This window comes from Saccharopolyspora sp. 6V, assembly GCF_020176785.1.
In the GTDB taxonomy this organism is placed as follows: Bacteria; Actinomycetota; Actinomycetes; order Mycobacteriales; family Pseudonocardiaceae; genus Saccharopolyspora_C; species Saccharopolyspora_C gregorii.
This window is the reverse complement of the sequence record NZ_JAIUKB010000116.1, coordinates 19,151-44,624: the sequence shown is the minus strand read 5'-3', so window position 1 is coordinate 44,624 and position 25,474 is coordinate 19,151. Positions and strand designations below refer to the sequence as shown.

Annotated in this window: 25 protein-coding genes and 1 tRNA gene; 17 read left to right on the top strand and 9 right to left on the bottom strand. The window is 73.5% G+C overall.

Translation table 11 applies throughout. The annotated features are described in order from the left end of the window. Nucleotides 1-126: 126 nt before the first annotated feature. Both LCD35_RS21980 and LCD35_RS21975 read right to left on the bottom strand, forming a co-directional pair. Nucleotides 127-1,947 (bottom strand): phosphoenolpyruvate carboxykinase (GTP), encoded by a 1,821-nt coding sequence (locus LCD35_RS21980; RefSeq protein ID WP_224961283.1) that lies wholly within the window; start codon nt 1,945-1,947, stop codon nt 127-129. 405 nt (nt 1,948-2,352) lie between these two features. Beyond that, the gene (locus tag LCD35_RS21975) at nt 2,353-3,060 is read right to left on the bottom strand and encodes a DUF6802 family protein (protein WP_224961285.1); all 708 of its coding nucleotides are present in this window, start codon (nt 3,058-3,060) and stop codon (nt 2,353-2,355) included. 125 nt (nt 3,061-3,185) lie between these two features. Here LCD35_RS21975 and LCD35_RS21970 point away from each other — a divergent pair, with 125 nt between their 5' ends. Continuing rightward, nucleotides 3,186-4,127, top strand: a complete 942-nt coding sequence (locus LCD35_RS21970; RefSeq protein ID WP_224967340.1) for an NADP-dependent oxidoreductase — start codon at nt 3,186-3,188, stop codon at nt 4,125-4,127. Nucleotides 4,128-4,131: 4 nt separating this feature from the next. On the opposite strand, the gene LCD35_RS21965 is transcribed toward LCD35_RS21970, so the two are convergent. Then, nucleotides 4,132-6,003, bottom strand: coding sequence for a dynamin family protein (locus tag LCD35_RS21965; RefSeq protein ID WP_224961289.1), 1,872 nt, complete (start codon nt 6,001-6,003; stop codon nt 4,132-4,134). Nucleotides 6,004-6,374: 371 nt separating this feature from the next. On the opposite strand from LCD35_RS21965, the gene LCD35_RS21960 reads away from it, so the two are divergent. Next, a complete protein-coding gene (locus LCD35_RS21960; RefSeq protein WP_224961291.1) occupies nt 6,375-6,575 on the top strand; it encodes a hypothetical protein in 201 nt (66 codons plus the stop codon). Here the strand turns inward: LCD35_RS21960 and LCD35_RS21955 are convergent. After that, a complete protein-coding gene (locus LCD35_RS21955; RefSeq protein WP_224961293.1) occupies nt 6,535-6,873 on the bottom strand; it encodes a nucleotide exchange factor GrpE in 339 nt (112 codons plus the stop codon). The two genes, LCD35_RS21960 and LCD35_RS21955, sit on opposite strands and share 41 nt — an antisense overlap. 151 nt (nt 6,874-7,024) lie before the next feature. Further along, nucleotides 7,025-8,521, bottom strand: coding sequence for a dynamin family protein (locus LCD35_RS21950; protein WP_224961307.1), 1,497 nt, complete (start codon nt 8,519-8,521; stop codon nt 7,025-7,027). A gap of 197 nt (nt 8,522-8,718) precedes the next feature. Between LCD35_RS21950 and LCD35_RS21945 the strand changes: the two genes are divergently transcribed. The 7 genes from LCD35_RS21945 to LCD35_RS21915 all read left to right on the top strand — a co-directional run bounded on the left by LCD35_RS21945 (nt 8,719) and on the right by LCD35_RS21915 (nt 15,705). After that, complete coding sequence (locus LCD35_RS21945) at nt 8,719-9,129, top strand: hypothetical protein (protein ID WP_224961295.1); 411 nt, start codon at nt 8,719-8,721, stop codon at nt 9,127-9,129. A 108-nt stretch (nt 9,130-9,237) separates the two neighbouring features. Further along, complete coding sequence (locus LCD35_RS21940; RefSeq protein ID WP_225044756.1) at nt 9,238-10,443, top strand: histidine kinase; 1,206 nt, start codon at nt 9,238-9,240, stop codon at nt 10,441-10,443. 239 nt (nt 10,444-10,682) lie between these two features. Further along, on the top strand, nt 10,683-12,215 hold the full coding sequence (locus tag LCD35_RS21935; protein ID WP_225044755.1) for a glycosyltransferase family 39 protein: 1,533 nt from the start codon (nt 10,683-10,685) through the stop codon (nt 12,213-12,215). 75 nt (nt 12,216-12,290) lie between these two features. After that, nucleotides 12,291-12,947 (top strand): response regulator transcription factor, encoded by a 657-nt coding sequence (locus tag LCD35_RS21930; RefSeq protein WP_224961300.1) that lies wholly within the window; start codon nt 12,291-12,293, stop codon nt 12,945-12,947. 101 nt (nt 12,948-13,048) lie between these two features. Continuing rightward, a complete protein-coding gene (locus tag LCD35_RS21925; RefSeq protein ID WP_224961302.1) occupies nt 13,049-13,849 on the top strand; it encodes an HAD family hydrolase in 801 nt (266 codons plus the stop codon). A gap of 183 nt (nt 13,850-14,032) precedes the next feature. Then, nucleotides 14,033-14,983, top strand: coding sequence for an ABC transporter ATP-binding protein (locus LCD35_RS21920; protein ID WP_225044754.1), 951 nt, complete (start codon nt 14,033-14,035; stop codon nt 14,981-14,983). After that, nucleotides 14,980-15,705, top strand: a complete 726-nt coding sequence (locus tag LCD35_RS21915; protein ID WP_224961306.1) for a hypothetical protein — start codon at nt 14,980-14,982, stop codon at nt 15,703-15,705. The genes LCD35_RS21920 and LCD35_RS21915 overlap by 4 nt, the downstream gene beginning before the upstream one ends. Before the next feature lie 448 nt (nt 15,706-16,153). Here the strand turns inward: LCD35_RS21915 and LCD35_RS21910 are convergent, their stop codons facing one another. Beyond that, nucleotides 16,154-16,618 carry a universal stress protein gene (locus LCD35_RS21910; RefSeq protein WP_224960085.1) on the bottom strand — a complete coding sequence of 155 codons (465 nt, stop codon included), beginning with the start codon at nt 16,616-16,618 and terminating at the stop codon, nt 16,154-16,156. 224 nt (nt 16,619-16,842) lie between these two features. Between LCD35_RS21910 and LCD35_RS21905 the strand changes: the two genes are divergently transcribed. Both LCD35_RS21905 and trmB read left to right on the top strand, forming a co-directional pair. Then, a complete protein-coding gene (locus tag LCD35_RS21905) occupies nt 16,843-17,412 on the top strand; it encodes a hypothetical protein (protein ID WP_224960084.1) in 570 nt (189 codons plus the stop codon). Nucleotides 17,413-17,449: 37 nt separating this feature from the next. Beyond that, nucleotides 17,450-18,163: a tRNA (guanosine(46)-N7)-methyltransferase TrmB gene (gene trmB, locus LCD35_RS21900; RefSeq protein WP_224967335.1), complete on the top strand. Its 714-nt coding sequence runs from the start codon at nt 17,450-17,452 to the stop codon at nt 18,161-18,163. A 60-nt stretch (nt 18,164-18,223) separates the two neighbouring features. On the opposite strand, the gene LCD35_RS21895 is transcribed toward trmB, so the two are convergent. Beyond that, entirely contained in the window at nt 18,224-18,367 is a 144-nt protein-coding gene (locus LCD35_RS21895) for a hypothetical protein (protein WP_224967334.1), read from the bottom strand. Between the two features lie 94 nt (nt 18,368-18,461). Beyond that, a complete protein-coding gene (locus LCD35_RS21890) occupies nt 18,462-19,130 on the bottom strand; it encodes an ABC transporter ATP-binding protein (RefSeq protein ID WP_225044753.1) in 669 nt (222 codons plus the stop codon). Between the two features lie 179 nt (nt 19,131-19,309). On the opposite strand from LCD35_RS21890, the gene LCD35_RS30335 reads away from it, so the two are divergent. The 5 genes from LCD35_RS30335 to LCD35_RS21865 all read left to right on the top strand — a co-directional run bounded on the left by LCD35_RS30335 (nt 19,310) and on the right by LCD35_RS21865 (nt 24,474). Continuing rightward, nucleotides 19,310-21,034: a histidine kinase gene (locus LCD35_RS30335; RefSeq protein ID WP_308016934.1), complete on the top strand. Its 1,725-nt coding sequence runs from the start codon at nt 19,310-19,312 to the stop codon at nt 21,032-21,034. 31 nt (nt 21,035-21,065) lie between these two features. Then, nucleotides 21,066-21,725, top strand: a complete 660-nt coding sequence (locus tag LCD35_RS21880; RefSeq protein ID WP_224960076.1) for a response regulator transcription factor — start codon at nt 21,066-21,068, stop codon at nt 21,723-21,725. A 104-nt stretch (nt 21,726-21,829) separates the two neighbouring features. Then, entirely contained in the window at nt 21,830-23,161 is a 1,332-nt protein-coding gene (locus LCD35_RS21875; protein WP_224967331.1) for an amidohydrolase family protein, read from the top strand. 115 nt (nt 23,162-23,276) lie between these two features. Then, nucleotides 23,277-23,867, top strand: a complete 591-nt coding sequence (locus LCD35_RS21870; RefSeq protein WP_225044752.1) for a DJ-1/PfpI family protein — start codon at nt 23,277-23,279, stop codon at nt 23,865-23,867. 43 nt (nt 23,868-23,910) lie between these two features. Next, nucleotides 23,911-24,474, top strand: coding sequence for a flavoprotein (locus tag LCD35_RS21865; protein WP_224960070.1), 564 nt, complete (start codon nt 23,911-23,913; stop codon nt 24,472-24,474). A gap of 74 nt (nt 24,475-24,548) precedes the next feature. On the opposite strand, the gene LCD35_RS21860 is transcribed toward LCD35_RS21865, so the two are convergent. Then, nucleotides 24,549-24,619 (bottom strand) — tRNA-Gly (locus LCD35_RS21860). Between the two features lie 81 nt (nt 24,620-24,700). On the opposite strand from LCD35_RS21860, the gene dcd reads away from it, so the two are divergent. Beyond that, the gene (gene dcd / locus LCD35_RS21855; RefSeq protein WP_224960069.1) at nt 24,701-25,285 is read left to right on the top strand and encodes a dCTP deaminase; all 585 of its coding nucleotides are present in this window, start codon (nt 24,701-24,703) and stop codon (nt 25,283-25,285) included. Nucleotides 25,286-25,474 lie beyond the last annotated feature (189 nt).

Genomic DNA, 25,474 nt, shown 5'->3' with positions numbered 1-25,474 from the left:
CGCGCGGGGGGGGCGGGGCCGGGGGGCCCCCGCCCCCCCCGCGGGGCGGGGGGCCCCCCCCCCCCCCCCCCCCCCCCCCCCCCCCCGCCCCCCCCCGGCCCCCCCCCTTCTCGGGGTCGTGTCGGGTCAGGCGACGCCGAGGCGCTGCTTGAGGGCGTCGAACTCGTCCTGCACCGAGCTCGGCAGGTCCGCACCGATCGTGGCGAACCACTCCTCGATCAGCGGGATCTCCGCCTTCCACTCTTCCACGTCCACGTGCAGCGCGGTCTCCACGTCCTCGCGCGGCGTGTCCAGGCCGGACAGGTCGATCTGGTCGGCCGACGGCACCCGGCCGATCGCGGTGTCCTCGGCGGCCGCGTTGCCCTCGATGCGGTCCACGACCCACTTGAGCACGCGGGAGTTCTCGCCGAAGCCCGGCCACACGATCTTCTTGCCGGACTCGTCGCGGCGGAACCAGTTCACGTAGAAGATCCGGGGCAGCTTCGTCGCGTCCGCCGACTTGCCCATGTTCACCCAGTGCTGGAAGTAGTCGCCGACGTTGTAGCCGATGAACGGCAGCATCGCCATCGGGTCGCGGCGCACCACGCCGACCTGGCCCGCGGCGGCGGCGGTGGTCTCCGAGGACATGGTGGCGCCCATGAACACGCCGTGCTGCCAGTCGAACGCCTCGTTCACCAGCGGCACCGTCGTCTTGCGGCGGCCGCCGAACAGGATCGCCGAGATCGGCACGCCGTTCGGGTCGTCCCACTCGTCGGCGAGGATCGGGCATTGCGACATCGGCGTGCAGTAGCGGGAGTTCGGGTGCGCGGCCTTCTCGTCCGAGTCCGGCGTCCAGTCCCGCTGCTTCCAGTCGGTGAGGTGCGCGGGCGCCTCGCCCATGCCCTCCCACCAGATGTCCTTGTCATCGGTGAGGGCCACGTTGGTGAACAGCGTGTTGCCCTGCTCGATGGTGCGCATCGCGTTCGGGTTGGTGTTCTCGTCGGTGCCCGGGGCGACGCCGAAGAAACCGGCCTCCGGGTTCACCGCGTACAGCCTGCCGTCCTCGCCGAAGCGCATCCAGGCGATGTCGTCGCCGAGCGTCTCCGCCTTCCAACCGGGGATGGTCGGCTGCAGCATCGCCAGGTTCGTCTTGCCGCACGACGACGGGAACGCGGCGGCCACGTAGTGGACCTTGCCCTCCGGCGAGGTGAGCTTGAGGATCAGCATGTGCTCGGCGAGCCAGCCCTCGTCGCGGCCCATCGCGGAGGCGATCCGCAGCGAGTAGCACTTCTTGCCGAGCAGCGCGTTGCCGCCGTAGCCGGAGCCGAAGCTCCAGATCATCCGCTCCTCGGGGAAGTGGGTGATGTACTTCGTGTCGTTGCAGGGCCAGGCGACGTCCTGCTCGCCGGGCTCCAGCGGGGCGCCCACCGAGTGCAGCGCGGGTACGAACGCGCCGTCGCTGCCCAGCTTCTCCAGGACCTTCGCGCCCATCCGGGTCATGATGTGCATGGAGGTCACCACGTAGGCGCTGTCGGTGATCTCGACGCCCAGCTTCGGCTCGTCGGCCTCCAGCGGACCCATGCAGAACGGGATGACGTACATGGTGCGACCGCGCATCGAGCCCCGGTAGAGCTCGGTCATGATCGCCTTCATCTCGTCGGGCTGCATCCAGTTGTTGGTGACGCCCGCGTCCTTGCGCTCCCGGGAGCAGATGTAGGTCCGCTCCTCGACGCGCGCCACGTCCGTCGGGTCCGAGGCGGCCCAGAACGAGTTGGGCTTCTTCTCCAGCCGGGTGAAGGTGCCCGCCTCGACCAGCTCGTCGGTCAGCCGCGTCCATTCCTCCTGGGAGCCGTCGCACCACACCACCCGCTCGGGCGTGGTCAGCTCGGCGACCTCGCGCACCCACGACAGCAGGCGTGCGTGGTCGGTGGGTGCCTGGTCGAGACCTGGGATGGTCAAGGCGGTCATCGCTTCGTGTCTCCTGACTGGGCGCCACAGCCCGGAATGCTCGTCCGGCGGCGGCGGTGCCACCGGCGTGTTCAGAGAATGCTTCGCCCCACCCGCAGAACGGGAGGAGCTTGGAAAGGGATGCACCGAGGCTAACGGTGCCGGGCGCTCGCAATGGAGATCAGCTGTGTAGGTTCTCTCACAGGAACGATAAGGGGATCGATTCAGTACCCCGGCGAAGCACAGGTCTAGACGAAAATTCAGTCGCCCCCGCGCGTGGATGACCAAGGATTTCCGGCGAAGCGGACAGCCCCGCGAACGGGAGATGACGGCCGGGCGGACATCTCGTGCCGTTCCCGCGCCGAACCGGGATGCGAACAGCGCCCGAACTCCACCGGATAGGAGGAATTCGAGCGCTCGGGACCGTCAGCTCCAGGCGGCGTCCGAATCGGAGCAGGTCGTGGGCCGCTCCTGGGCGACCTGCTGCGCCTCCGGCGGCTCCGGGTCGCCGAACGTCCAGGTCGCGTCGTCGGTCGCACCGGCCGCCGGGTGCGGGGCGGGCACGTACTGGCCGTGCTGGTCGAGGGTGCCCTGCTCGACGACCGTCCACTCCCCGGCGCCGGTGTGGTGGGTGATGGTGACCTCGCCGGAGTTCCCGATCTCCACCAGCTGGTCCGCGGAACCGTCGCCGTCCACGTCGGTCACCAGCATCGTCCCGTGCTCCGTGGTGACCACCGCGGTGTCGGGGCGGCCGTCGTTGTCGGTGTCCTCGGTGGCGGGCCCGATCTGCTGCTCGCCGCCCGGGGTGTCGATGACCAAGGGTGCCCCGCCGCGCTGCCGCGGGTCGGCCGCGCCGGGGTGCTGCTCCGGCTGCTCGGCGACCCAGTCGCCGGTGGCGGCGTCGTAGCGGGCCTGGCCGACGACGGTGCCGTCCGCGTCCACCGTCTGCATCACCTCGGCGGCGCCGTCGGCGTCCTCGTCGAGGTAGGCCACGTGGCCGTCCTCGGTCAGGATCGTGACCGCGTCGTCCACGCCGTCGCCGTCGAGGTCGTAGTTCGCCTCGGCGGTGTACTCCACGCCCTCGACGGTGACCTTGATGTCGCCGTCCCCGGCACCCGTCTCCTCGATGTACATCTCGACCCCCACTTCGGCCTCGGCTCAGCGCTACGACGCAGCGTAGAGCCGTCCGGTTCCCCCGCGTCACCGGATGCGGCGCGGCGGTGGGGAATCCGGGCGGTGCGGGCGGTGTTGCGGCGGACATGGGTGTTCGCATCGTCGCCACCGCCTTCGGTGGCCCGGAAGTCCTGTCCGTCGTCGACGCCGAGGTCGCCCCGCCCGGTCCCGGCCGGGTCCTGGTCGAGGCCCGCGCGATCGGGGTGAACCCGATCGACCACAAGCTCTACAGCGGAGCGTTCGGCTCCGACCCGGCGAGGTTGCCGCTGCCCGTGGGCAACGAGCTCGCCGGCGTGGTCACCGCCGTCGGCGAGGGGGCCACCGGGAAGGCCGGTCCGATCTCGGTCGGCGACGAGGTGGTCGTGCACCCCGCGCCCGGCGCCTCGGCGAGCGAGGTGGACGTGCCCGCGAGCTCCGTCGTCCCGAAACCCGCCGGGCTGTCCTGGGAGGTCGCGTCCGGCCTGCTGCTCGCGGGCGGCACCGCGGTGCACCAGCTGTCGCTGCTCGGCGACGTCGCGGGCCGGACCGTGCTGGTGCACGGCGCATCCGGTGCGGTGGGCGTGCTCGCCGCCCAGCTCGCGATCGCCGCGGGAGCGCGGGTCGTGGGCACCGCGGGCGAATCCCGGCACGAGCGGCTGCGTGGCCTCGGCATCGTGCCGGTGTCCTACGGGGACGGTCTGCTGGAGCGGGTGCGCGCGGCCGCGCCGGACGGCGTCGCCGGCGTGATCGACACCGTCGGCACCGACGAGGCGATCGACGTCTCGCTGGCGCTCGTCGCCCCGGACCGGGTCGTCAGCGCCGCCGCGTTCCACCGCGCCTCGGACGGGATCCGGCTCGTCGGCGGCGGTCCCGACGCGGACCCGGGCACCGAGGTCCGCGCGGCGGCGTGGGAGCGGCTGCTGCCCGCGGCCGCCGCCGGGCGGCTGGAGCTGCCGATCGCGCGGACCTTCCCGCTGGCCGAGGCCGCCGCGGCGCACCGGCTCCTCAGCGAGGGCCACCCGGGCGGGAAGCTGGTGCTGCTGCCCTGATCCGTCATTCGGCGCGGTCGCGGAGCCCGCGGATCGCGCCGAGCAGGTGCTCGGCGCGATCTCGGCCGCTGCGGGCCTCGGCGAGCCGCTGCTCGGCGGTGTGCAACCGGCGGCTGCGCTCGGCGGCGTCCATCTTCAGCGCCTTGTCGACCTCCCGCAGCTCCGCCTCGATCGATTCGATGCGCCTGCCCAGCGCGTCGTCCAGCGCCAGCGACAGCTGCTGCTCCGCCTCGATGAGCTGCTCGGACACCAGCTGGTCCAGGGCGGAGCGCGCGTCCGCGATGGCCTCGGTGAGCCACTGCTTGAGGTGCTGCTTGTCCGCGGCGTGCTTGCGGGTGCGGGCCATCCACCACCCGGCGCCGAGCCCCAGCACGATCGTCACCGGCAGCACCACCGGGTTCAGCACGCCCACGCCGATCCCGGCCAGCGGCATCGCCGCCGCCCGGCCCACCCCGAGGCCGCCGGAGATCCCCATGAACACCAGCAGCTTGTCCTCGGCGGTCGGCGCCCGCTTGTCCGGTGGCCGCAGCGCGATGGGCGACTGCGCGCCGCGGGCGAACTGGGAGCGGATCACGTCCAGCTCCTCCGCGGAGAACAGCTCCGCCAGCGACACCTCGGCGACCTTCGCCAGCCGCGCCGACAGCAGCGCCGACACCCGCGAGGACACCATCTGCAGCGCGGTGTCCACCTGGTGCGGCAGGGCGGTGAGCGCGCCGTGCTCGGCGGTGTCGATGGCGCGGCGGAACCAGCTCTGCACCTCCCGCATCTGCCGGGTCACCTCGTGGCTGACCTCGACGCGGGTGCGCTGGATCTCGCCGCGCAGCTTCAGCTGCCAGCCGCGGGTGGAGGAGCGGCGGGAGGCGCTGAGCTCGTCGCGGCGGGCGCGCAGCGATTCGGCCTCGTCCTCGCCGACGGTGAGCGCGCGCTGCTCGGCGGCCAGCCGCACCGCCAGCTCGCCGAGCACGGTGGACAGCGCGCGCATCGTGTTGGCCTCGCCGAGCATCGCGGCCCGGCCGCCGACGAGCTGCTCCAGCGCGGAGCGCAGCTCGGCCACCCCGGACCGCTCCCGCAGCATGGTGGCGGCCTGCTCGTTCGGCGCCTGCGCGGCGAGTTCCCACAGCCGCGCCGACACCGGGTGGATCGGCACGTCCGCGAACCGCGGCGCGTGCTCGGCCAGCAGCGCGCGGTTCTCCTCCAGCACCCGGCGCCAGCCGCGGTGCTGGTCCGTCTTGGCGAGCGCGAACACCACGGTCTCCACCCGATCCGCCGCGCCGTGCAGGAAATCCAGCTCGCCGCGGGTGAACGGGGCGGAGGCGTCGGCGACGAACAGCAGCGCGGTCGCGGCGGAGGCGGCTTCGGCGGCGAGCTCCCCGTGCACCGAGTCGAGGCCGCCGACTCCGGGGGTGTCCACGACGGTCAGCGCGGCCAGCACGTCCAGCGGTGCTTCGATCCGCAGGTGCCGCGGCGGGAGCGCGCCTTCGGGCGGCGTCGTCCGCGCGGACGCCCAGGCGGGCAGCTCGGCCACCGCGAACTCCACCGGTTCCGCGTCGGCCGGGTAGCAGGCGAGGCCGCGCCACCGCTCGCCGTGCCGGAACTCCAGGTACGTCGACGTCGCCACCGAAGCGTCCACAGGGGACAGTCCGGGGGCGTCGACGAGCGCGTTCACCAAGGAACTCTTGCCGCGGTTCGTCTCCCCGACCACGACGACGCTCGGCACCAGCGGCCGGGAGCGCCGCACCCGGTCCGCCCAGTCCGCGGCGTCCGGGTCGACCTCCCGCAGCAGGGCGAACAACCGGTCCCTGGTCTGCTTGACCTGCTGGGGCAAGGCGGTGGCCGCCACGGGCACCCCGGTCGTCGCCGGACCGGCCGAAGTCATGCGCACTCCCGTCGCTGCGTTCGGGCACCGCGTTGGGCGCGGGCCGGGCCGCCGGCCCGGATCGGCCGCGGCGCGGGCGTGAATGTACCGCCCACCGGCGCGCGCCCGGTCCGCTTCCCGCGCGGTCCACCCGACCCGACCAGCTCGCGGGGCCCGGCGCACCGCCGACGACCACCCGGATCGGGGCGGGCGGACCGTTCGCCCGCGCACCGGGTCCGGAGGCCTCGACCGAACGGCCGGGCGCCCCGGCTCGTCCTTGGCCGGAGGGCTTAGAGCGGCCGAGCCGCACGGCCGATCCGCCGGAGGGGGTGACCAGCGATTCTGGTGTCACCTCGAACTGCGGGGCGAAGTCACCGGCAAGGAGGAACACCATGTTCACCGCACTCACCACTCTCGGCACCGTCATCGGACTCGTCCTCGCGCTCGCCGTCCTGCTGCTGATGTCGGTGAGCTCGGTGCTGCCCGACCTCGCCGAGCGCGCCCCCGACCGCGAGCGGACCCGCAAGATCTCCCGGTCCGCGGAGTTCCGGTTCAGCTCGCCGCTGGTCCCGGGCGCCACTGGTACACGGTGACGACCGGGGTGCGCAGCACCTGATCGCGGTCGGCGAAGCCCGGGACCTCGGTCTCGGCGACGATCCCGTCCAACGCGGGATCGTCGGTGGGCACCGTGCCGCCCGCCTCGTGCCGGGAGGGGTCGAACGGCAGCCCCTCGGGGCGCAGCCGCACCACCCCGATCCCGTCCAGCCCTTCGGTCAGCCGTTCGGCTACGCCGCTGCTGCGAGCCCGGTCGAGCGCGTACAGGCACAGCCTGATCAGCTCGGTGCGTTCGGACAGCGCCTGGTCGAGCGGGTCGATGTGCACGGCGGTCATGTCAGCCCCCAACTCGGCGTCCGGTTCGGCGGGTTCCTCCGCACCCCGTTCCGACGCGGTGGTCGCCCGCTCGGTTCCACGATCAGGTGAAGATCGTCGTCGAAGCCAGTCCCGCACCGCCGCGTCCCCTCCGCTCGCCGCTCGCCGGTGTTCAGCCCGGCGCCGGCACCTGACCGGCCTGCAGCTGCTGCCAGATCAGGAAGTACGCCCGGTGCACCACGAACGCGACGCGGCTCTGCGCGGGCGTCGCGCCGAACGACGCGAACGACCGCCACCAGCTCGCCCGCTCCAGCGCGAACTGCACGAGCTCGTGCCGCGGCCGTCCCGCCATCCCCAGCTGGGACCCGGGATCCGCGCTGCCACCGATCCGCAGCACCTCCGCCGCCAGATCCTCCGGCAACCGCACCGCGTCCGAGGTCACCAGCGTCAACGCCTCCAACACCCGCAGCTGGTGCGCCTCCCGCCTGCTCAGCAGCACCTCGATCGCGTCGTGCACCCGCTGCCGCTCGCCCGGGTCACCGGATGCCTGCGCCAACGCCGTCACCGAGGCCAGCGCGGCCGCCGCCTTGATCCCGTCGGCGCGCGCACGGAACACCTCGTCCAGTCGCGTCCGCACCCCGGCCAGCCCCGAGCAGTCCAGCAGCACCCGGCGCAGCTTCCCCGCCGTGATCTCCGGATCGTCCGCGAGCACCGCGAGCGCCCGCCGCACCCCGTACAGGTCCAGCCGCTCCAGCAGCCGCTCCCGGTCCCGCTCCGGGACCGCGCACTCCCAGCCGGTGAACAGGTCCGCCGACATGAGCATCGTCAGCCGGTCCGCCTCGTCCAGCTGCGCCAGCGCCCGCAGCGCCTCCGCGTCCGCGGAGCCGAACCCGCCGGTCTCCGCGGTCTCCGCGAGCAGGCCGATCACCGGCAGCACCTCCGCGACCCGCGGCCCGAGCAGCGCGGCCTGCTCCGCGGCCAGCGCCTCCGCCGCCCGCCACACCTCGCCGCCGGAACCCGGCACCGAGTCCGGTTCGACGGTGTCCGCCTTGTTCAGCACGGCGATCGCGTTCGCCGGGCCCGCGTCCCGGCTCGCGGTGGCCGCGGTGAACGCGTCCAGCGCCTGCTGGTCGTCGGCGCGCACCGCCTGCGTCACCACGTACAGCACGGCCTCGGCACCCGCGACGGCGCTGCGCGACACCGGGTCCAGGTCGTCCGCACCCGGCTCGCGGGCGCCCAGCAGCTGTTCGGTCCGCGCCACCGACGCGGCGTCCAGCGAACCCAGGCCCGGGGTGTCGATCACCGTCAGGTCGCGCAGCACCGCGTTCGTCAGGTACGCCTCCAGGTGCGAGACCCGGTCCAGCTCGACTCCCAGCTCCGCCGGGATGCCGCCGTCGGTGTCGAACGGCACCGCCTGCTTCGACCCGTCGTGGAACACCACCTCGACCCGGTCCACCGTGCCGTACTGGAAGCGGGTCACCAGCCGGGTGCACTCGCCGACGTCGGTCGGCGCCACCCGCCTGCCGATCATCGCGTTCACCAGCGTCGACTTGCCCGATTTGATCCGGCCGGCCACCGCCACCTGCAACGGGGCGGACATCCGGTGCAGCACCTCGTCGAAACCGGCCGCAGTGCGCTCGCACACCTGGCCGCGCAACCCCGCGCACATCCGCGCGACCGACGCCGACAGCGGACCCGCCCAGCGCTGCTGCTCGACCGGCGAAGTCACCCCTGCCTCCTTGGACGCGGCCCGTGATCGCGGCCATCCTGCCACGACCCGGCGCCGAGATCGGTTTGCCCGACGATCTGTCCGGGAACCCGGCGAGTGCACGGACATGCGCACAACGCACTCGACAGCGGAATTCGGTGATACCCGTGGGAACCGGCTACACCCTCGCATTCCTGGTCATCGGCACCGTGCTGGTGTTCGTCGACGGGTGGCTGCTGCGCCGCAGCGGCACCACGTACCTCGCCGCGGTCTACCCGGACGGCAAGGTCGCGGACTCGGCGAACCAGCTGATCACGGTGCTGTTCCACTTGGCGACGCTCGGCGTGCTGGCTCTGCTGTCCACCGTCCGGATGGGCGGCGGCGATCCGTTCCACGCCCTGATCACCCGGGTCGGCGTGCTGCTGCTGGTGCTGGCGGTGGCGCACGGCATCACGATCTGGCTGCTCGCCCGGCTGCGCACCAAGCAGCGGGAGAAGGCGCTGCAGGAGGAGATCAGCGCCCGGGCCAGCGGGCACTTCGACGCGGAACCCCGCGCGGGCACCGGCTGACCCGGCCGCGGACCCCGCTCCCGGTGGGGGCTCGACTACGACCCCGGTATGACGGGAACGCGCCGCGAGGATGACGATCCGGCGGTGCTCCGCGCCTACGCTGGGCCGGTGCGGAACTGGAGCGCGTGGGCGCGGGCGCATCCGACGGCCGTGGACGGGTGGACGGCGGCGCTGCTGTTCGTCGCCTTCCTGATCTCCGAACCCGACGCGTACGGCCTGTGGCCGCGCGAACTGCCCCCGTACCTCGAACTGCTCGCCTGCGCGCCGGTCGCGTTGCGCCGCCGCGCCCCGTTGCTCGCCGCGGCCGGAGTCCTCGCCGGGGCGGTCGGGACGCACGTGGTCCTGGCGCTGCGGCCGTTGGTCAACCCGGGGCAGGTAGCGGTGTTCCTGGTGCTGTACGGGCTGGTCGTGTCCGGGCGCCGGTGGGCCGGAGCCGTGCTGGCCGTGGCGTTCAACCTGGTCGTGCTGACCGGACTGGTGGCCGTCGGCCCGCTCCCGCCCGGGTGGCCGGAGCTCGCGGTGGTCAGCGCGACGCTGTTCCACCTGCTGCTCACCGCATTGCTCTGGGCGCTCGGCGAGTTCATCGCCGCCCGCCGCGCGCACCTGCGGGAGGTCGAGGACCGGCTGCGGCGCGCGGAATCCGAGCGGGACCGGCGCGCCCGCCTCGCCGTCGCCGAGGAGCGCAACCGCATCGCCCGCGAGATCCACGACGTGCTCGCGCACTCGCTCAGCGTGATGATCGCGCAGGCCGACGGGGCGAGCTACGCGCTGCGCACCGATCCCGAACTCGCCGAGCGGGCGGCCCGCACGATCGGCGACACGGGCCGGACGGCGCTCGCCGAGCTGCGCGGTCTGCTGGAGGTGCTGCGCGACCCGGCCGAGGGCGGGGCGTGGCCCCCGCCGCCGGGGTCGGTGAGCCTGCGCGAACTGGTCGACCGGGTGCGGCACCCGGACCTGCCGGTGCGGCTCGAACTCTCCGGGGACGTCGAGGACCTGCCGACGGGGCTCGGCCTCGCCGTGTACCGGATCGCGCAGGAGGCGCTGACGAACGTGCTCAAGCACGGCGGCGGAGCGGCGGTCGTGCGGGTGGACAACGACGGCCGCGCCGTCGGGCTGGAGATCAGCGACGACGGGTCGGCCTCGGCCGCCGCGCTCGCGGGAACCGGCTCGGGCGAGGGGAACGGACTGGACGGGATGCGCGAGCGGGCCGCGCTGTACGGCGGCGCGCTGACCGCGGGACCCCGGCCGGAGGGCGGTTGGCGGGTGCACGCGGTGCTGCCGCTGGTGAGCTCCGACGCGGTTGCGCCGAACTGATCGACGGTCCCGGCGCGAACGCCGCACGTCCCACCGGGCCGACCGTCGGCACGTCGCCGGGGATTCGGCCACTCGTCGACGAATCCCCCGCCGGCCGGGCGCCCTGCGTCGCCGGGATGACCTGACGTCCTACCCCGGTGGGACGTGCGGCGGTGCCGGGTTCAACGCTCAGGCGGACGCGCGCGCAGCGGTCCGCGCCGGAGTCTGGGCCGGTCCGAGCCCCGAACCGGGAAGTGGTCATGCCGCCCGCACTCGACGAGCGTTCGCGCCTCGTTCCCCCGCCCGCACCGAGTACCGCCGCCGCGCCGTCCGCGCTGCCCGCGCTCGCCACCCGGCCGCTGCTGCTGATCGCCGCCGCCGTGACCGGGGTGCTGCTGCTCACCAGCGGCCGCTACGGGATCTACGCCGACGAGCTGTACTTCCTCGCCGCCGGGCACCACCTGGACTGGGGGTACGTTGACCAGCCCCCGCTGGTGCCGCTGATCGCGCTGCTCGCCGACACCGCGTTCCCCGGTTCGCTGCTCGCGCTGCGGCTGCTGCCTGCGCTCGCGGCCGGCGCCGGGGTCGTGCTGACGGCCCTGCTCGCGCGGGAGCTCGGCGGTGATCGCCGGGCGCAGCTGCTGGCGGGCGGGGCCTGGGCGGTCGCCGGGCAGACGCTGGGGGGCGGGCACATGCTCGCCACCGTCTCCTTCGACCCGGTGCTGTGGACCGCGGTGCTGTGGCCGCTGGTCCGCTGGGTGCGGCTGCGCGAGCAGGGCGTGCGGCAGGACCGGCTGCTGCTCGCGGCCTGCGCCTGCACGGCCCTGGCGATGCAGGTCAAGCTGCTGATCCCGGTGCTGTGGCTGGTGCTGGGGCTGGTGCTGCTGTGCACCGGGCCGCGGTCGTTGCTGCGCCGCCCGCTGCTGTGGGCCGGTGCGGCGGGCGCGCTGCTCACCGCGGCACCGACGCTGTGGTGGCAGGCCACCCACGGCTGGCCGCAGCTGAGCATGGGCGAGGCCGTCGCCGCGGAGAGCTCCTTCGGCGTGCTCCTGCTGCCCGCCGTGGTGCTGTGCGCGGGAATTCCTGGCGGAGTGCTGGTGTGCTGCGGCTGCTGGCGGTTGCTGCGCGCGCCGGAGCTGCGGCCGTACCGCTTCCTCGGCTGGACGGTCCTCGGGGTGGCCGTGCTGGTGGCGCTGACGGAATCGCGGCCGTACTACTTGGCGGGCGCGTACGGGCTGCTGTTCGCGGTCGGTGCCGTGCAGCTCCGGGCGCGGTGGTTCTCCGCGCGGTTGTACGCGGTCTCCGCGCTGGTCGCGGTCGTGGCGACGTTGCCGGTGCTGCCGGTCGCGCTGATCCCGCGGTTCGACCTGGTGGGCACCGGCAGCGTGGGCTGGCCGGAGCTCACCGCGATCGTCGAGCGCAACGCCCGCGAGCACGCGGCACCGGTGATCGCCGAGGACTACTGGGTGGCGAGCGCGGTGCACCACTACGGCCGCACCGAGGTCCACAGCGCGAGCCGGGGGTACTGGGCGTTCGGCAGGCCCGCCGAGCACGTCCGGAGCGCGATCTACGTGGGCGGACGGCGGGACTTCCTCCTGCGCCACTTCGGTTCCGTGCGGCGCGCGGACACGGTGCGCACCGGCCTGCCGTCGCTGTACGAGGGCACTCCCGTGTGGGTGGTGTCGGAGCCCCGGCGGCCGTGGGAGCTGCTCTGGCGCGACCTGTGGCACATCGGGCTCCGGCACGACGGGACGCCGTCCGGCGCGCCGCCCGCGGTCGCCGCGGACGGGTAGGGCCCGCGAGGGTTGTCACGGAGATCATCCGGGAACCGGGTCCCTGCGCCCTCCGGGCGCTTAGGGTTGGTGGCCATGATCCGGGTGCTGCTCGTCGACGACCAGGAACTGATGCGCATGGGGTTCCGCATGGTGCTCGACGCGCACCAGGACATCGAGGTCGTGGGCGATGCCGGGGACGGTGCGGAGGCCGTGCGGCTCGCCCGGCGGCTCGACCCGGACGTGGTGCTGATGGACGTGCGGATGCCGGTGCTGGACGGCATCGAGGCGACCCGGCTGATCACCGCCGACTGCGACGCGAAGGTCCTGGTGCTCACCACGTTCGACCTGGACGAGTACTCCCTGGCCGCGCTCCGCGGTGGCGCGAGCGGATTCCTGCTCAAGGACATCCAGCCGAGCGGCCTGGTCGCGGCGGTGCGGTCCGTCGCGGTCGGCGACGCGGTCGTCGCGCCCAGCGTCACCCGGCGGCTGCTGGAGCGGTTCCTGGACACCTCCACCGCCGGCGCCCGGGACCGCGCCGCGCTCGACGTGCTGACCGAGCGGGAGCGCGAAGTGCTGGCGCTGGTGGGCAAGGGGCTCAACAACCAGGAGCTGGCCGCGACCTTGCACGTCTCCGAAGCCACCGTGAAGACCCACGTCGGCCGGGTGCTGGCGAAGCTCGGCGTCCGGGACCGGGTGCAGGCGGTGATCGTCGCCTACGAGACCGGCCTGGTCCGCCTCGGCGAACGCTGAGGCCCCGCCCTGCGCGGCCCCGCCGCGCGAGATCCGGGCGAGGTGCGCGGCCGTCCGCCGGGTCGGTCCGTTCGCGCTGGTGGACGGCTAGCCTGGGCGGCGTGCCCGATCCCGCATGGAAGCCCAGGCTCGTCGCGCTCGACGTGGACGGAACGCTGCTCGACCCCGACTCGCAGACCATCTCGCCACCGGTGCGGGACGCGGTCCGCCGCGCCGCGGCCGCGGGCGCGCACGTCGTGATCGCCACCGGGCGCAGCATGCTCGGCACGGTGCCGGTGCTGCGCGAACTCGGCCTCACCGGTGGGGTCGCGCTGTGCTCCAACGGCGCGGTGCTGCTCGACGCCGCCACCGGCGACGCGCTGGCCGTGGAGACGTTCGATCCCGCTCCGGTGCACGCGCGCCTCGCGCCGCTGCTGCCCGGGGCGTCCTACGCCGTCGAGCAGGTCGGCACCGGCAGCCTCGTCACCAGCCCGTTCCGCGAGTACCAGCTGCACGGGCCGCAGCGGCTCGCCTCCCTCGACGAACTGGTCTCGGCACCCGTGCCGCGGCTCATCGCGAACTGGGAGGACCACGCGCCGCAGGAGGTCTTCGACGCGCTCGCCGACGCCGAGCTCCCCGGCTGCACCACCACCATCGACCACTACGAACCGTGGGTGACGGTGGTGCCCGCCGGCGTCACCAAGGGCGCCGCGCTGGAGAAGCTGCGCACCGAGCTCGGAGTGTCCACCGAGGACACCTTCGCGGCCGGTGACGGCACCAACGACGTGCAGATGCTGCGCTGGGCCGCGCACAGCGTCGCGATGGGCCAGGCCCCCGACGAGGTGCGTGCCGCCGCCACCGAGGTCACCGGACCCGTCACCGAGGACGGCGTGGTCGCCGCGCTCGCCCGCTGGTTCCCCTGAGCGCGACGGCTGGTCGAACGGCCCGCGGGTAGTACGCAAGAACTACGCGAGCACCTGCCGGAACGGGCCGAACGGCTCAGCCGCCGTGGCCGGACGACCGAGGTGCCGGACCCGTCGCACCGGGCAGAGTTCACCTCGGCGCCCGGACCACCGCCGAGGCGCGCCCAGCACTCGGAGGTCACCATGATCGAGGCGGAAGGCCTCACCAAGCGGTACGGATCGAAGGTCGCGGTCAACGACCTGTCGTTCACCGCGCGACCCGGCACCGTCACCGGCTTCCTCGGCCCCAACGGCGCGGGCAAGTCCACCACGATGCGCATGATCCTCGGCCTGGACCGGCCGACCTCGGGCACCGTGCGCGTCGACGGCAAGCAGTACCGCGAGCTGCGCGAACCGCTGCGCACCGTCGGCGCGCTCATCGACGCCAAGTGGGTGCACCCGAACCGTTCCGCGCACGCCCACCTGCGCTGGCTCGCCCGGTCCAACCGGATCCCGGTCAGCCGCGTCGACGAGGTCCTCGACATGGTCGGGCTCGGCGAGGTCGCGGGCAAGCGCGCCGGCGGGTTCTCCCTCGGCATGTCGCAGCGGCTCGGCATCGCCGCCGCCCTGCTCGGCGACCCGAAGATCCTGCTGTTCGACGAGCCGGTCAACGGGCTCGACCCCGAAGGCATCCACTGGATCCGCCGCTTCATGCGCAGGCTCGCCGACGAGGGCCGCACCGTGTTCGTCTCCAGCCACCTGCTCACCGAGATGTCGCTGACCGCCGAGCAGCTCGTCGTGGTCGGCAAGGGCGAGCTGATCGCCCAGTGCAGCACCGACGAGTTCGTCGCGGGCGCCGGGCTCACCTCGCTGACCGTCCGCTCCCCGCAGGCCGCGCGGCTGCGCGACCTGCTCACCGCCGACGGCGTCCTCACGAAGCCCGCCGACCCGACGACGCCCGACACGATCGTCGTCACCGGCACCGAGAGCGACCGGGTCGGCGAGATCGCCGCCAGGCACGGCGTCGTGCTGCACGAGCTGTCCCCGCAGCGCGGCTCGCTCGAAGAGGCGTTCATGCAGATCACCGGGGACGCCGTGGAATACCAGACCGATTTCGGCGACGCGCTCGCCACCGCTGGGAGGGACGCCCGATGACGCTGTTCGCCGTGGAACGCACCAAGCTGTTCTCCACCCGGTCGCCCTGGTGGTGCGCGGCGCTCGCCGTCGGGCTGCCCATCGCCTTCACCGGTGCCATGGCCGCCTCCGCCGACGAGGGACTCTCCGTCAGCGGGGCCATGTCCGGCCACCAGTTCGGGCTGATGGTCGTGCTCGTGATGGCCGTGCTGGCGATCACCACCGAATACCGCTTCGGCACCATCCGCGCCACGTTCCAGGCCGTGCCCGACCGGGCCTCGGTGCTGCTGTCGAAGGCCGCCGTCGTCGGCGTCACCGGCTTCGTGCTGGGCGAGCTGGCCGGTTTCGGTTCCTGGGGGCTCGCCCAGCTGCTCGCCCCCGGGCCCGAGCTGGCGCTGGACAGCGCCGACCGGATCCGCGAGGTCGCGGGCGCCGGCCCGGTGTTCGCGGTGACCGCCGTGCTCGCCCTCGGTGTCGGGACGCTGCTGCGGCAGACCGCGGGCGCGGTGACGCTGCTGATCGTGTGGGTGCTGCTCGGCGAATCGCTCATCGCGCTCATCCCCAACATCGGTTCCGACCTGGTGCAGTGGATGCCGTTCAACGTCGGCAGCCGCTTCCTGACGACCTTCGACGACCCGAGCTCGGTGCCGCTGGGGCCGTGGGCCTCGCTGGCGTACTTCGCGGCGTTCGCGGTGGTCTCGCTCGGCGCGGCGATCTTCGCGGTGCGGCGCCGGGACGCCTGAGCGGCGGATGCGGCGGACGCCACGGCGTTACCCGGCCCGCCCGAGAGGCTGATCACGCCGGAAGATAAGATCTCGGCAAGATCGAGCCGTGATCGCAGTTCCGACCGGAAACCGCTTCGGCCGCACCATCGGCCGTCCTCCGGGGCATCGGAACCCGACCGCGGCGGATCAGGGACCAAGGTGCCGGGCCCGGCTCGACACCTCCGGGGCGGTCCAGCGTTCGCGAGGCGCGAAGACCGTGCGGCACAACAGAATCGACCGACTGCACCAGCGCTCGGGGGCGCCGGCGGTCGGGACGGGGGAGGGCCCGGGCTGTCATTCGGGGGATGGCCCGGGCCCTGTGCTTTTCCCCGTTGATCTTGGTCCGTCCCGCCGCGCCTTCGCCGCGTCCGCCACCGCCTCCGCGCGGGAGGCGCCGTCCGCGCGCGGCAAGTGCCGGAGGACTTCGTCAGATGGCCGGCCGGACCACCAGGACCGGGCAGGCCGCGTGGCGGACGCACTGCTCGGCGACCGAGCCGAGGAGCAGGCCGGCGAAGCCGCCGCGACCGCGGTGGCCCACCACCAGCAGGTCCGCGCCGCGGGAAGCCGACAGCAGCGCCTGTGGTGACGGGGAGTGCGCGATGTGCCGCTGCACCGGGATCCGGGGCTCCGCGCCCAGCCGGTCCCGCACGATCCGCTCCGCCGACTCGTCCACCGATCGCTGGTAGGCGTCCATGCTCGGCACCGCCCCCGGTGGGCAGTCCGCGGGCCGCGGCGCCGTGCGCATGCTCCACGCCCGCACCACGTGCAGCACCGCCGAGCGCAGCTCCGCCTCGTGCGCGGCCACGTCCAGCGCGCGCAGCGAGGACGGCGACCCGTCGAGGCCGACGGCGACCCCGCCGTCCACCTCGACCTGTTGCACGGTGCGTTCCACGTCTCCACTGCACCGCCTTCCGGCCCCGCTGTCGACTCGACCACTCGAACGAGTCCGATATGTGATGGTTCACAACTCGTGGTGGAAACTTCACATGATCGTCTGCCTGTGGTAATGGATAAGGCAGGACGCGTGCCTCCACACCAACGTCGCTGAGGTGCATGCGCCACGTCGGACCGCCACAGCGGTCCGCGTGCTTCCCCCCAACAGCAGAGAGGTGGGCCATGGTGCATTCGACCGAGTGCTCGCCGGAGCGGCGCGACCCGCCGCGCTTCCGGCGCGACCAGACCGACGTGCTCCTCGAACCGGTTCCCCGGCTGGAGTGGTCGCTGGCCACGGAGGCGCACCCCGTGGTGGCCGAAGCCGCCGCTCCCGCCTCGCTGCGCCGGAGCTGGATCCACACCGCCGCGGAGCAGAAGGTCCTCGACCTCTACCGCAAGCTGCACGGCTCGGCGAGCAGGCTGCCCGCCCCGTGGTGGCTGCGGGCGCTGGACCGCGGCGAGCTGTCCTCCCGAGCCGAGGGGTTCGCCTTCGAGGACGACGTGCACCGGCTGCTGACCAGCCGCGACGGCTGGGTGTTCGTGCCGTGGGCGGGCACCGGCGAGACCGGGTACTGGGAGTACGCGCCCTCCGAACGCGGCACCAGGCACGCGCCGACGACCGTCGCGCTCACCGACGACCACCCCGGCTGGGTCGAGGTCGTCGCCGCCCACACCGACGGTCCGCCGCCGCCGCTGCCGCTCAGCGGCACCGGCGGGCTGCTCGCCGCGCTGCCGGTCGTCGAATCCTGGTAGCGGCCCTGCCCGGCGGGTTTGCGATACTCACCTCTCGATGAGCACTTCTGACCAGCAGGTCCAGCACCGGCGCACGATCGTCAGCTACGTCCAGCGCGGCGAGCGGATGACCGTCGGCCAGCAGCGGGCGTGGGACCGGCACTGGCCCTCGATGGGCGACTCGGTGGACGCGCTGCCCGCCGGGCCGCTGGACGCGGCGACCTGGTTCGGGCGCGAGGCCCCGCTGGTGCTGGAGATCGGTTCCGGCATGGGTGAGAGCACCGCGCAGCTCGCGGCCGCCGCGCCCGAGATCGACCACCTCGCCGTGGAGGTCTACAAGCCGGGCCTGGCGCAGCTGCTGCTGCGCGCCGAGCACCTGGAGCTGTCGAACCTGCGGCTGCTGCGCGGCGACGCGGTGGTGCTGCTGCGCGAGCACGTGCCGCCGGGGTCGCTGGCCGGGGTGCGGATCTTCTTCCCGGACCCGTGGCCGAAGAAGCGCCACCACAAGCGGCGGCTGGTGCAGCCGGAGACGATCGCGCTGATCGCCTCCCGGCTCGCGCCCGGCGGGTACGTGCACCTGGCGACGGACTGGGAGAACTACGCCGAGCAGATGATGGAGGTGTGCTCGGCGGAACCGGAGCTGCGCAACCGGTACGCGGCCGAGCCGGGCGGCTGGGCTCCGCGGCCCGAGTGGCGTCCGGTCACCAAGTTCGAGAGCCGCGCCCACGACGAGGGCCGGGAGATCCACGACCTGATCTTCGACCGGGTCTGACCGCGCGGGCCCGGTCGCTCCGCCGCCGACGGGCGGGGTGCGCGGGCGGTGCGGCGGTGGTCAGGCCGCGTCGTGCACCTTCGGGGTGAGCAGGGCGCGGCCGCGGTGCTCGACGACGTCGGGCAGCAGCGAGCTCACGGCCATCAGCAGCAGCACGGCGACCGCTCCGATGGTGCCGAGCGCGGTGGCGGTGATGGTCAGCATGGGTGGTACCTCCGGGTCGGCGATCCCCACCAGCTTCACCGCCCGGCCGGGTCGGCCGGATCGGCCGAACGGCCGGTCCACCTCCTACTTCCGGTCAAGCCGCGACCGCGAGCTCCGGCGCGCGCTCGCCGAGCCGCAGCACCTGCTCGGCGCGGGCGAGCAGCGCGGGGTCCGCGGTCGCCAGCACCACCGCGATGCCGTGGGCGCGGGCCGCGTCCAGCAGCTCGGCGGTGGTGGACGCGGTCAGCTCCGGCGAGTCCGCGAAGATCACGTTGGGCCGGTGGGCCATCGCCCGCGCCACGGTCAGCCGTTCCGCCTGGGCGGCGGAGAGCTGCCCGGGGAAGCGGTCCCGCACCCGCTCCAGGCCGAAGTCGCGCAGCATCCCCGCGGCGCGGTCCATCGCCGCGGCCCGGTCGGCCCCGGCCAGCATCTGCGGCAGCGCGCAGTTCTCCGCGGTGGTCAGCTCGGGGACCAGCATCCCGTCGGCGAACAGGAACCCGAAGCGGCGCTGCCGCACCTCCCGCAGCTCGTGATCGCCGAGCTCGTCGATGCGCACCCCGTCGAACAGCACCGCCCCCGCGTCCGGGCGGCGCAGTCCGGCGAGCACCTGCAGCAACCACGTCTTCGGCTCGCGGGACGGGCCGTCGAGCGCGGCGACCGTTCCGCGGGCCAGTGCGAAGTCCACGCCGAACAGCTGCGGGAACGTGGTCAGGTTCCGCGCCTCCAGCAGGGCCGTCGAGGGGTGTTCCGGTGCAGCCGCCACCGCGATCTCCTTCCGCCGGCCGGTCCGCACCGGCCGCCACTGCGCTTCCGGAGAACACGTTCTCGTGCGGTGGCGGTGCGGCGCGTCGGTCGGGCGGACACCGTTCGATGTCCGATCGGGCGAGGTTTCGGACCATTCGGCCGGGGCCTCCCGCGGGTACCGGGGATTAGGGTCGCGTCGTGAGTTCCAGCCCGACGCCCGAGATGTCGGCGCAGCGACTCGGTCGTCTCCTGCGGGCGCCGTGGTTCCTCGCCGCGCTGATGACGTTGTCGTGTTCCGCGGACGTGGTGCTGCTGATCCAGCACGGCGGCACCGCGCCGATCGCCGTGCCCGGTGCCGCGCTGCTCGCGCTGCTGGCGGTGCGGGGGCGCCGGCATCCGGTGGTGTGCTCGGCCGCCGCCGCGGCCGTGCTGGTGCTGTCCAGCGCGGTGATCCGGATCGCCGGCGCCGCACCGCCCTCGGTGGGGCTGGACGCGATCCTGGCCACCGAGAACCTGGCGTTGATGCTGCTGGTGCTGTTCGCGCACCGCCGGTTGCCGCCGATGAAGGCGCTGCCGGTCACCGCCGGGCTCGTGCTGGCGTGCATCGGTTCGGTGTACCTGCGCGGGAACATGCCCTCCGCGGGCGGGCAGTTCGTCGCCCTCGGGGTGCTGCAGCTGATGCTGGCGGTGGGCACCGGGACGTACGTGCGCGGCTGGCAGCTCAGCACGGCCTCGACGCCGCTGCGGGAGCTCCTGCGCCGCCAGTGGCCGATGATCGCCGCGCTGTCGGTGCTGCTGTTCCTGGACACCGGGACCGCGTTCGCGGGGACGGCGGAAACCCTGGTGCCGCTGCTGGGGTCGCTGGTGCTGGCCGCGCTGTCGGTGCTGACGCCGCTGCGACCGGTGGAGATCACGCTGCTGGGCGCGACCGGGGCGCTGTGCATGGGCGGCGCGGCCCGGGTGGTCGGGAACTGGCCGACGCACGCCGGGCTGATGGACGACGTTCCGGTGACGGCGGTCGCGGCCGGGATGCTGATGATGGCGTACCTGGTCCGCTACGCCCCCAGGCGGCGGGCGGTGCTCGGCGGTTCGGTGCTGGTCGGCGCGGTGCTGGTGGCGGCGGCGGTGGTCCCCGACAGCCCGTTCTTCTGGGGCCGCGGCTACGCGCTGGACCTGCTGATGCTGGGTGGCCTGCTGCTGGTGCTGGCCGTCGGTTCCGGGCTGTACTTCCGGGCCAGGGATGGGGAGAGGACTCGCACGGTGGAGAGCGCGGTGGAGCAGGCGCAGCAGGCGGAACGGCTGGCGCTGGCCAGGGAGCTGCACGACGTGGTCGCCCACCACGTCACCGGGATCGTGGTGCAGGCGCAGGCCGCGCAGATGGTGGCCGCGCAGAAACCGGAAGCGGCCGTGGAAGCGATGGAGCGCATCGCGGGCAGCGGCACCGAAGCACTGGTGGCGATGCGCAGGCTGGTGGCGAGCATGCGCGGCGCGGAACCCGCGGGCACCAGCGGCGCCACCGAGCAGGCCACCACCGACCTCGCCGCCGACCTCACCGCGCTCGCCGAGGGCGCTGGCCCGAAGGTGTCGCTGCGGGTCGAACTGGACCAGGAGGTGCCGCAGGAGGTCGCCCGCTCCGCGCTGCGCCTGGTGCAGGAGTCGGTGACGAACGCGGGCAAGCACGCCCCGGACGCCACCGAGATCCAGGTGGTGGTGCGGTCTCCGCAGGAGCACGTGCACATCCGCGTCACCGACAACGGTTCCGGCAGCCGCGCCGCACCGGCGGGTGGCTCCGGAGGATACGGTCTCGTCGGCATGCGCGAGCGGATCGAACTGCTCGGCGGCCGCTTCAGCGCAGGACCGGTGCCGGACGCCGGCTGGCGGGTCGAGGCGTGGCTCCCGCTGGCCGAACGCGACGCCGGCTGAGCGCGCGGTGCACGACGAGGAGGGGAAACCGATGATCCGGGTGCTGATCGCGGACGACCAGGAGATGGTGCGGGCCGGTTTTCGGATGATCCTGGAGTCGCAGGACGGCATCGAGGTCGTCGCCGACGTCTCCAACGGGCTCGACGCGGTGAAGAAGGCGCGGGAGCTGCGCCCGGACGTGTGTCTGATGGACATCCGGATGCCCGGGCTGGACGGCCTGGAGGCCACCAAGCAGCTCGCGGGCCCGGACGCCACCGACCCGATCAAGGTGGTCGTGGTGACCACCTTCGACCTGGACGAGTACGTGGCCTCGGCGCTGGCGAACGGGGCGAGCGGCTTCCTGCTCAAGGACGCGGGTCCGGCGCTGCTGATCGAGGCGATCAACGCGGCCTCGCGCGGGGACGCGCTGGTGTCGCCGCAGATCACGGTGCGGCTGCTGCAGCACTTCTCGAAGCCGCCGGAGCGGCCGCGGCGCGGGGTGCAACCGCTGCGGGAGGAGCTGACCGAGCGGGAGCTGGACGTGGTGCGGGCCACCGCGCGCGGCCTGACGAACGTGGAGATCGGCGGCGAGCTGTTCATGTCGCTGTCCACGGTGAAGACCCACCTCGCGGCGGCGCAGACGAAGATCGGCGCGCGGAACCGGGTGGAGACGGCGTCGTGGGCGTGGCGCAGCGGTCTCATGGAGGACTGATCACCCGCGGGTGAGCGGGCCGGTCGCACCGCACCGGTATGTCCACAGTGGACTTCGTGCGACCGGCTTGCCCCGGCGGTGCGCCGCTGCGGCAGAATGCGCGCATGCCGACCGCCTTGCGCCTGCACGCCCCGATCGCCGTTCCCTGCGACGCCGACTGCTCGGTGATCCGCGACGCCGTCGTGGACGTCGACGAGCACGGCCGCATCGGCTACTGCGGCCCGCGCGAGGGCGCACCGCCGCGCGCGCAGGAGACCGCGGTGCGCGAATGCGGCGGGATCCTGCTGCCCGGCCTCATCAACGCGCACGCGCACAGCCCGATGACGCTGCTGCGCGGCATGGGCGGCGACCTGCCGCTGCTGCGCTGGCTGCGCGAGGTGATCTGGCCCGCGGAGGCGCGGCTGCGGCCCGCCGACGTCCGCGCCGGCATGGAGCTCGGTTCGGTGGAGATGCTGCGCGCCGGGGTGACCACCAGCGCCGAGATGTACTTCTCCGGCGAGTCCGTGGCCGAAGCGGTGCTGGCCGTCGGCTCCCGGGTGGTGCTCGGCCCGGCCGTGATCTCCGCGCCCGGCCTGGAGGGCATGGGTTCCTGGCAGGGCATGGTCGAGGCCGTCGACCGCTGGATCGACGCGGACGGCCTGCGGTTCGGGCCCGCCGACCGGATCGAGCTCGGCTACGGCGCGCACTCCGCCTACACGCTGCCGCCGGAAGCGCTGCGCCGCATCGGGGAATCCGCGCAGCAGCGCGGAGCCCTGGTGCAGACGCACGTCGCCGAAGCCGCCGACGAGGACCGGGAGCAGCGGGAGCGCTACGGCTCGGTGCCCGCGCTGCTGGACTCGCTGGGCGTGCTGGACGGCCGGGTGCTGGCCGCGCACTGCGTGCACCTGTCCGACGCGGACATCGAGCTGTTCGCCGACCGCGGGACGGGCATCGCGCACTGCCCCGGTTCGAACGCGAAGCTCGCCTCCGGCACCGCGCGGCTGGTCGACCTGCTCGCCGCGGGCATCCCGGTCGGCCTGGGCACCGACGGCCCGTCCAGCAACGACGACCTGGACCTGTGGGAAGAGGTCCAGCTGTCGGTGATGCTGGCCCGGCTGTCCACGGGGGACGCGATGGCGCTGACCGCACCGGGCGCGCTGCTCGCCGCGACCAGGGGCGGGGCGGCCGCGCTGCACCGCGACGACATCGGCGCGCTGGAACCGGGGCGCTGGGCCGACGTCGTGCACCTGGACGTGGACGACCCGGCGTTCGCGACCGGCATCGACACCCCTGACGAGCAGCTGCTGTCGAACCTGGTGTGGGCGGCCGGTTCCCGCTGCGTGCGCGACGTCTGGGTGGCGGGCGAGGAGGTGCTGCGCGACCGGGAACCGACGCGCGTGGACCGGCGGGCCGTGCAGGCCGCCGCCCGCACCGCCGCCCAGCACGTGCGCGGCTGAACCGGGTTCCCCGGGAACCTTCCGCACCGCCGGAGCGACTCCTCCAGCAGCGGCGCCGCGCGGCGGTCGGCGCGCGGGGCCGGAGCGGTCGCGGGCACGAGGTGAGGAGCACGGCATGGCGAAGCAGATCGGGATCCTGCTGTTCCCGGACGTGGAGGAGCTCGACGCGCTCGGGCCGTGGGAAGTCCTGTCGTTCTGGACGCGGACGTTCCCCGCGGACGGCTACGAGGTGCGCACGTTCTCCCGCGACGGCGGCGAGATCGCGTGCGCCAAGGGCTTGACCGTCCGATCAGGACACTCGTTCGCGGATGTGCCGGAGCTCGACGTGCTGCTGCACCCCGGCGGCCAGGGCACCCGGCCGATGCTGCGCGACGCGGAACACCTCGCGTGGGTGCGGGAGCAGCGCGCCGCGGTCCCGCTGCTGACCAGCGTGTGCACCGGTTCGCTGGTGTTCGCCGCGGCGGGGCTGCTGGCGGGGCGTCCCGCGACGACGCACTGGCGCTCGCTGGAGCTGCTGGCGGAACTGGAGCCGACCGCGCGGGTGCGCCCGGACGACCGCTTCGTCGACGACGGCGACCTGGTCACCGCGGCGGGGATCTCGGCGGGCATCGACATGGCGCTGCACCTGGTGTCCCGGCTCGCCGGGGTGGAGCGGGCCCGCGAGGTGCGCCGCGGCATCCAGTACGACCCGCGGCCGCCGATCTGATCGGACCGGCGCGCGGGGCGGCGGCGTCGGCGATGATGGCGGCATGATCGACACGACGCGCACCTTGGCCCTGATCGGCTCGGCCGCGGGCGGGGTGGAGCACATCCGCGCCGAGCTGGTCGAACCCGCGCTGTCCCGCGGCTGGCGGGTCGCGGTGACGCTCACCCCGACCGCGGGCGCGTGGCTCGCGGCTTCCGGGGAACTCGACCGGATCGCGGAGCTCACCGGCCTGCCGTGCCGGGTGGCGTCGCGGATGCCGTCCGAACCCAGCCCGCACCCGCCGATCGACTGCTACCTGGTGTGCCCGGCGACGGCGAACACGGTCAGCAAGCTCGCGCTCGGCCTCGGCGACAGCCAAGCGCTGACCACCGCGGTCGAAGCGGTCGGCGCGGGCACGGCACCGGTGGTCGTGTTCCCCACGGTCAACGCCGCGCACCACCGCCACCCGGCGTGGAAGTGGCACACCTCGGCGCTGCAGGACGCGGGCGTGCACCTGTTGACCGGCGAGCGGTGGTGGGCCGCGCACGAACCGCGCAGCGGGCTCGGCCAGCAGATCCCGTGGCGCCGCGTCCTCGACGAGCTCGACCGCCTCGTGCCGCCCCGCTGAACCGGGACGACCGCAGGTACGACGAAGGCCCAGCTCCGATGTGGACATCGTGTGAGCTGGGCCTTCGTGTTCTGAGCGGATGACGGGAATCGAACCCGCGTATTCAGCTTGGGAAGCTGATGTTCTACCATTGAACTACATCCGCATTCGCCGTTCCCGGCGCGGCCAACTCTAGCACGGCAGGCGGCCGAAGATCGCCAGGGGGCCTCCGGATACGCTTGCCCACGTGCTGCTGAGCGACCGGGACCTGCGTGCAGAGCTGGACCAAGGACGACTCGAACTCGAACCGTTCGACGTCGCCATGATCCAGCCGTCCAGCATCGACGTCCGGTTGGACCGCTTCTTCCGGGTCTTCGACAATTCGAAGTACACCCACATCGATCCTTCGCAGCAGCAGGACGAGCTGACCTCGCCCGTGGAGGTCACCGGCGAAGATCCGTTCGTGCTGCACCCCGGCGAGTTCGTGCTCGGCTCCACCTTCGAAGCGGTGCGGCTGCCGGACGACCTGGCCGGGCGGCTGGAGGGCAAGTCCTCGCTGGGCCGGCTCGGGTTGCTCACGCACTCCACCGCCGGGTTCATCGACCCCGGGTTCACCGGGCACATCACCCTCGAACTGTCGAACGTGGCGAACCTGCCGATCACGCTGTGGCCGGGCATGAAGATCGGGCAGCTGTGCCTGTTCCGGCTCTCCAGCCCCGCGGAGCACCCGTACGGCACGACCCGCGCGGGTTCCCGGTACCAGGGCCAGCGCGGGCCCACGCCGTCGCGCGCGCACCTGAACTTCCAGCGGGTCGACACCCGCCGCGACTGACGCCTCCGCACGCCGTGCCGCCGAGGGGGGGGCGTTCGCCGAACGGCCCGCCCTTCGCGTGGAATGTCCTGTTCTCGCAGGCAGGAGGGCTCGTGCGGCAACGTTGCGTGCGCACGTGACTACCACGTGACCGATTCAGTCGCCACGGTGAGCATCCTCACCCTGAATCGAGGAAGAAAAGAGGTGGTT

Coding starts and splice junctions, on each gene's coding strand:
- LCD35_RS21905 (WP_224960084.1), top strand. CDS start 16,843: ATGGTGCATTCGACCGAGTGCTCGCCGGAGCGGCGCGACCCGCCGCGC.
- LCD35_RS21920 (WP_225044754.1), top strand. CDS start 14,033: ATGATCGAGGCGGAAGGCCTCACCAAGCGGTACGGATCGAAGGTCGCG.
- LCD35_RS21915 (WP_224961306.1), top strand. CDS start 14,980: ATGACGCTGTTCGCCGTGGAACGCACCAAGCTGTTCTCCACCCGGTCG.
- LCD35_RS21875 (WP_224967331.1), top strand. CDS start 21,830: ATGCCGACCGCCTTGCGCCTGCACGCCCCGATCGCCGTTCCCTGCGAC.
- LCD35_RS21895 (WP_224967334.1), bottom strand. CDS start 18,367: ATGCTGACCATCACCGCCACCGCGCTCGGCACCATCGGAGCGGTCGCC.
- LCD35_RS21980 (WP_224961283.1), bottom strand. CDS start 1,947: ATGACCGCCTTGACCATCCCAGGTCTCGACCAGGCACCCACCGACCAC.
- LCD35_RS21935 (WP_225044755.1), top strand. CDS start 10,683: ATGCCGCCCGCACTCGACGAGCGTTCGCGCCTCGTTCCCCCGCCCGCA.
- LCD35_RS21970 (WP_224967340.1), top strand. CDS start 3,186: ATGGGTGTTCGCATCGTCGCCACCGCCTTCGGTGGCCCGGAAGTCCTG.
- LCD35_RS21960 (WP_224961291.1), top strand. CDS start 6,375: ATGTTCACCGCACTCACCACTCTCGGCACCGTCATCGGACTCGTCCTC.
- trmB (WP_224967335.1), top strand. CDS start 17,450: ATGAGCACTTCTGACCAGCAGGTCCAGCACCGGCGCACGATCGTCAGC.
- LCD35_RS21965 (WP_224961289.1), bottom strand. CDS start 6,003: ATGACTTCGGCCGGTCCGGCGACGACCGGGGTGCCCGTGGCGGCCACC.
- LCD35_RS21975 (WP_224961285.1), bottom strand. CDS start 3,060: ATGTACATCGAGGAGACGGGTGCCGGGGACGGCGACATCAAGGTCACC.
- LCD35_RS21870 (WP_225044752.1), top strand. CDS start 23,277: ATGGCGAAGCAGATCGGGATCCTGCTGTTCCCGGACGTGGAGGAGCTC.
- LCD35_RS21930 (WP_224961300.1), top strand. CDS start 12,291: ATGATCCGGGTGCTGCTCGTCGACGACCAGGAACTGATGCGCATGGGG.
- LCD35_RS21865 (WP_224960070.1), top strand. CDS start 23,911: ATGATCGACACGACGCGCACCTTGGCCCTGATCGGCTCGGCCGCGGGC.
- LCD35_RS21950 (WP_224961307.1), bottom strand. CDS start 8,521: ATGTGCGCGGGGTTGCGCGGCCAGGTGTGCGAGCGCACTGCGGCCGGT.
- LCD35_RS21955 (WP_224961293.1), bottom strand. CDS start 6,873: ATGACCGCCGTGCACATCGACCCGCTCGACCAGGCGCTGTCCGAACGC.
- LCD35_RS21880 (WP_224960076.1), top strand. CDS start 21,066: ATGATCCGGGTGCTGATCGCGGACGACCAGGAGATGGTGCGGGCCGGT.